Source organism: Hydrogenobacter sp., assembly GCA_041287335.1.
Lineage (GTDB): Bacteria > Aquificota > Aquificia > Aquificales > Aquificaceae > Hydrogenobacter.
Map to the genome: position 1 here is coordinate 1 of JBEULM010000062.1, position 4870 is coordinate 4870.

Annotated in this window: 5 protein-coding genes and 1 rRNA gene; 2 read left to right on the top strand and 4 right to left on the bottom strand. The window is 43.5% G+C overall.

Annotated elements, in window-relative coordinates:
* From ABWK04_08975 to gmk, 4 genes are all read right to left on the bottom strand, one after another.
* Positions 1-454: ribosomal RNA gene (locus ABWK04_08975) — 16S ribosomal RNA — on the bottom strand; the annotation flags it as partial.
* A 287-nt stretch (positions 455-741) separates the two neighbouring features.
* A complete protein-coding gene (gene rpsU, locus ABWK04_08980) occupies positions 742-942 on the bottom strand; it encodes a 30S ribosomal protein S21 (protein ID MEZ0362005.1) in 201 nt (66 codons plus the stop codon).
* A gap of 22 nt (positions 943-964) precedes the next feature.
* Positions 965-3343, bottom strand: a complete 2379-nt coding sequence (gene lon / locus ABWK04_08985; GenBank protein MEZ0362006.1) for an endopeptidase La — start codon at positions 3341-3343, stop codon at positions 965-967.
* Positions 3340-3996, bottom strand: coding sequence for a guanylate kinase (gene gmk, locus ABWK04_08990; protein MEZ0362007.1), 657 nt, complete (start codon positions 3994-3996; stop codon positions 3340-3342). The genes lon and gmk overlap by 4 nt, the downstream gene beginning before the upstream one ends.
* A 141-nt stretch (positions 3997-4137) precedes the next feature.
* Here gmk and ABWK04_08995 point away from each other — a divergent pair, with 141 nt between their 5' ends.
* Together ABWK04_08995 and ABWK04_09000 are read left to right on the top strand one after the other, a co-directional pair.
* Positions 4138-4599 carry a cytochrome c gene (locus tag ABWK04_08995; protein MEZ0362008.1) on the top strand — a complete coding sequence of 154 codons (462 nt, stop codon included), beginning with the start codon at positions 4138-4140 and terminating at the stop codon, positions 4597-4599.
* A gap of 36 nt (positions 4600-4635) precedes the next feature.
* A partial coding sequence (locus tag ABWK04_09000; GenBank protein MEZ0362009.1) for a nitrous oxide reductase occupies positions 4636-4870 on the top strand: 235 nt, incomplete at its 3' end.

The following is a 4870-nucleotide window of genomic DNA, read 5'->3' on the forward strand; positions in this document are numbered from 1 at the left end:
CCCCCCTGACAGGAGTTTACACCCCGAAGGGCTTCTTCCTCCACGCGGCGTCGCGGGGTCAGGCTTTCGCCCATTGCCCACGATTCCCCACTGCTGCCCCCCGTAGGGGTGTGGGCCGTGTCTCAGTCCCACTGTGGCCGGCCACCCTCTCAGGCCGGCTACCCGTCATAGGCTTGGTAGGCCGTTACCCCACCAACTACCTGATGGGCCGCGAGCCCCTCCTCAGGCGATAGCATGCAAAGCAGAGGCTACCTTTGGCCTGAAAGTCTTAGTGACCTCAGGCATTATAGGGTATTAGCCCCCCTTTCGGAGGGTTATCCCCTTCCTGAGGGCAGGTTACTCACGTGTTACTCACCCGTTTGCCGCTGAGGTGCTCATCACACCTCCGCACGACTTGCATGTGTTAGGCACGCCGCCAGCGTTCGCGCTGAGCCAGGATCAAACTCTTCAAAGAAACCTCAAGTTTTAGGGTCCTTCCTCCTTATTCAGTTGCCAAGATGACAAGGGGCTTTTATACCCCTCATATTTACTTTACAGAGGTTTTATTATATACCTCATTTTTATCCGTGTCAAGTCACCTTCAAGGGACCTTTCTGGTCCCTCACCATAACTTTGATTATTATAAGATGTTTTTGTGCTTTGTCAAGTTTTCCGCAAGGGATCCGAAAAATCCCTCTTCTTTACAGTTATTAATATATATCCAAAAAATGATTATGTCAAGAATGTTTAAAGTATGATACCTCACAATAAGTTTTTCTTCTTTAAGGCTTTGAGCATCCTCTTCCTCGCAGCTCTCTCTTTTCTTTTCTTCTTCTCACTGGGCTTTTCGTAAAACTGCCTTCTTTTTACTTCCGTAAGTATACCTTCCTTTTCAACTATTCTCTTAAACTTCTTAAGAACCTTCTCAAAAGATTCATTTTCGCCTACTTCAACTATAGCCAACGAATATCACCTCCTTAGTCAATTATAACACACTCTGCCTCGCAAGTAAAGCAAGATCAAAAACTTCATCCAGATTATTTACAAAGTGAAGTACCATCTTATCCCTCACATATCCGGGCAGATCTTCCAGAACCTCTTCCCTGTTTTTTTCCGGAAGTATAACTTCGTATATACCTGCCCTCTTTGCTGCAAGGATCTTCTCCTTTAGACCTCCTACTGGAAGCACTCTCCCACGCAAAGTTACTTCTCCCGTCATCGCTACATCCATCCTCACCGGTCTGTCTGTAAAAAGAGAGATAAGAGCGGTAGCTATTGTTATACCTGCAGAAGGACCATCCTTAGGTACAGCACCTTCGGGTACGTGTATATGCACGTCAAAGTTAGAAAATACATCTGGATCTATACCGTAGTCTTCCGCCTTAGACTTTATGTACGACAGCGCCGCTTGAGCGGATTCTTTCATTATATCACCCAAGGATCCAGTAAGTAAGAGATTACCCTTACCTTTGAACTTGGTAGCTTCTATGAGCATGATCTCACCACCTACTTCGGTCCACGCAAGCCCCACAGCTATACCTATCATAGGCTTTTCCTCTTTCTCCGTATATCTTTTCGGCACGCCAAGGTAAGTTTTGACATCCTGAGCATCTACACCAAAGGGAGGTTTTTCACCCTTTAGCTTTTTAAGAGCCAGTTTTCTCAAAATGCTTCCCAGATATCTCTGAAGATTTCTAACGCCTGATTCTCTGGTATAGCCTCTTATGACCTCAAGTATGGCAGCGTCAGAGAAATAAACTTCATCCTCCTTAAAGCCATGTGGTGGTAAGAGTTTGGGAAGCAGATGGTGTTTTGCTATAAAAACCTTTTCCTCCTCGGAGTATCCTGCGAGACTTATGACCTCCATTCTATCAAGAAGTGGTCTGGGTATTGTATCTATCCTGTTGGCAGTACATATAAAAAACACGTCCGAGAGGTCAAAGGGCATACCTATGTAGAGATCTACAAAGCTCTTGTTCTGTTCCGGATCAAGAACTTCTAAGAGTGCTGCAGCTGGATCACCTTGAAAGGATACTGAAATCTTGTCCACCTCATCAAGCACTATTAAGGGGTTTTTAGTTCCAACCTGCTTTATAGCCTGTATTATCCTACCGGGCATAGCACCCACATAAGTCCTTCTGTGTCCCCTTATTTCGGCTTCATCTCTTATCCCACCCAAAGATATCCTGACAAACCTTCTACCCAAAGACTCGGCTATAGATTTACCCAGAGATGTCTTTCCAACACCAGGCGGACCTACAAAGCACAGGATCTGAACTGCTGACTGCTTACCCTTTGTGAGTTTTTTAACTGCAAGGTACTCAATGATCCTTTCTTTGACCTTTTCAAGATCGTAGTGATCCCTATCTAAGATACGTTTTGCCTTCTCAAGATCATACCTGTCTTTAGTTTTCTTATTCCACGGTAAGTCAAGAACCCAGTCAAGCCAAGTCCTAAGCACACCCGCTTCTGCGGAGTCCGGATGGAGTTTCTCAAGTCTATTTATCTGTTTTTCTATCTCGCCTTTAGTACTTTTATCCAGCCTGAGTTTAGAGAGCTTCTTCCTGTACTCTTCTATTTCTACTTTCCTCTCGTCCGCCTCACCAAGCTCTTCCTGTATTGCTCTCAGCTGTTGCCTTAAAAAGTACTCCCTCTGCTCCTTTTCCATCCTTTCTCTGGCTATGTTTCTTATCTTACTTTGCACCTCAAGTAATCCCACTTCGTTAAGAGCATGTTGGTGTACCAGCTTCAACCTCTCTTTGGGATCAAGGGTCTCAAGGATCACCTGGGCATCTTTAGACTTTATATCAAGGATAGATGCGGTTATATCGGCAAGCTTTCCCGGATCTTCTATGTCCCTTATAAGCATTAAAAGATCCGGTATGACTTGCTTTCCCAAAGATACAGCTCTATCTAAAAGCTCCTTCAAGGAGCTTATGTAACCTCTGTCCTCTTTTGTGAGATCCTCTGGTTTTATCTCGGCTTCTTCTACTGCTTCAACAACTGATATATAATAGCCTTCAGCCTTTTTGTACTCCTTGAGTTTAGCTCTTTTTAAACCCTGTACGAGGATCTTAAGTCTACCTTCCTCTATTGGTGCAGTTCTTATTACATGCGCAACAGTTCCCACGCTGTAGAGTTCTTCCGCTGAAGGCTCTTCTACATCCCTATCTTTCTGAAGCACCAAAAATATCAATCTGTCTCTCTTTATAGCCTCTTCCACAGCCCTTATCGAAAAGTTTCTACCTACAAAGAGGGGCATTACCATGGTGGGAAACACCACAAGATCCCTCAGGGGCATGGTGGGAAGTTCAAAACTCCCTTCTGGTATCTGTGGAACTTTTATGAACTCTTCTCCTATCATGTTAGCTCCTCTGAAAAGATTTCACACCTGCCTCTTGATAAGATCTCTCTTATATTAGCATCCTTGACAAGATTTTCCATGTTTTTAAACACACTTTCCTTCTTGTGTCTGTAAGAGTTTATTATTCCTTTTAGCGTTCCTATGGCTTTGTCAAGAAAATCATTGATCACTATGTAATCAAAGTACCTTGCACAGGCTATCTCCATTTTGACCTTTTTCTCCCTTTCTGAAAGATTTGTATCAGTGTATCCCCTGGTGATGAGGCGTCTCTCCAGTTCTTCAAGGGAAGGAGGAAGTAAGAAAATGAGTATGCTTTCCTTAAACTTTTCTTTTACGCTTTTTGCACCTTGTACATCTATAACCAAAAGGGCATCAAAACCCTCTTCTATGATTTTTTTTACCTGCTCCTTTGGAGTACCGTAATAGTTACCGTACACCAAAGCGTACTCAAGGAACATTCCATCCTTTATACCCCTTTCAAATTCCTCCTTACTCATGAAGATATAATCAACATTTTCCACCTCCCCGTCTCTTTTCTGTCTTGTTGTGGCAGTCACTACCCTCTTTATACCAGGCACTTCTTTTACTAACTTCTGAGCTACTGTGGTCTTGCCAGCTCCAGAAGGAGCGGAAAGAACGAAGAGGTGTCCCATAAGGATATTTTAACAGAAAGAAAGTACGTATCTAAAGGCTTTACCAGTATTAGGTACTATAAGAAAAACTTATAACTTGACAAAGAAATCCTTATACTTTATATTAAGGTTTATGAGATGGATCACATCAGGAGGTGCAATATGAAAAAGCTTTTTCTGATCTTACCTTTGTCAGGTCTTTTGCTCTTTTCCTGCAAAGAAAAACCTGTTGAAGCTCCAAAACCTACACAAACGGCTCCCCTTAGCGAAAAGCCCAAAGAAGAGGCGGTAAGCGATAAGGGAATAGGACCTATCACTGAGGTAAAGCTTGGACCTATAGATCAAAACCTTGTTAAAAAGGGTAAAGAAATCTTTGATTCTAAATGTGCTTCATGCCACAAACTTGAGGAAAAATATGTTGGTCCGCCTCTCAAAGGTGTAACTAAAAGGAGAAAGCCAGAATGGATTATGAATATGATCTTGAATCCTTCCGAGATGGTGCAAAAAGACCCAGTAGCCAAACAGCTCCTTTCCGAGTATCTAACACAAATGACTTTTCAAAATGTCTCACAGGATGATGCGAGGGCGATACTTGAGTATTTAAGAAGCGTTGATGAAAAGTAAGTAAATCTTATAAAAGGAGGTGAAGGAGGTGACACCATGTTGGGCAAGAAAAAGTTTTTTGTGGGAGGGCTGACAGCCCTCGCGGTAGGCGCTCTTTTGGCAGGTTGTCCGCCAAAGCAGGAGGCGGTGAAAACCGCCGCAGTGGGTGCAGATGTAGCCTCAAAGGTATACGTGCCTCCGGGCAAACATGACGAATTCTATGTCTTCTTTTCTGGAGGTTTTAGCGGTCAGGTGTCTGTATACGGTATACCCTCTGGCAGGATTATAAAGG

Bases quoted from the DNA above. Each gene is read 5' to 3' on its own strand.
- lon (MEZ0362006.1), bottom strand. From the start codon at position 3,343: ATGATAGGAGAAGAGTTCATAAAAGTTCCACAGATACCAGAAGGGAGT.
- gmk (MEZ0362007.1), bottom strand. From the start codon at position 3,996: ATGGGACACCTCTTCGTTCTTTCCGCTCCTTCTGGAGCTGGCAAGACC.
- ABWK04_08995 (MEZ0362008.1), top strand. From the start codon at position 4,138: ATGAAAAAGCTTTTTCTGATCTTACCTTTGTCAGGTCTTTTGCTCTTT.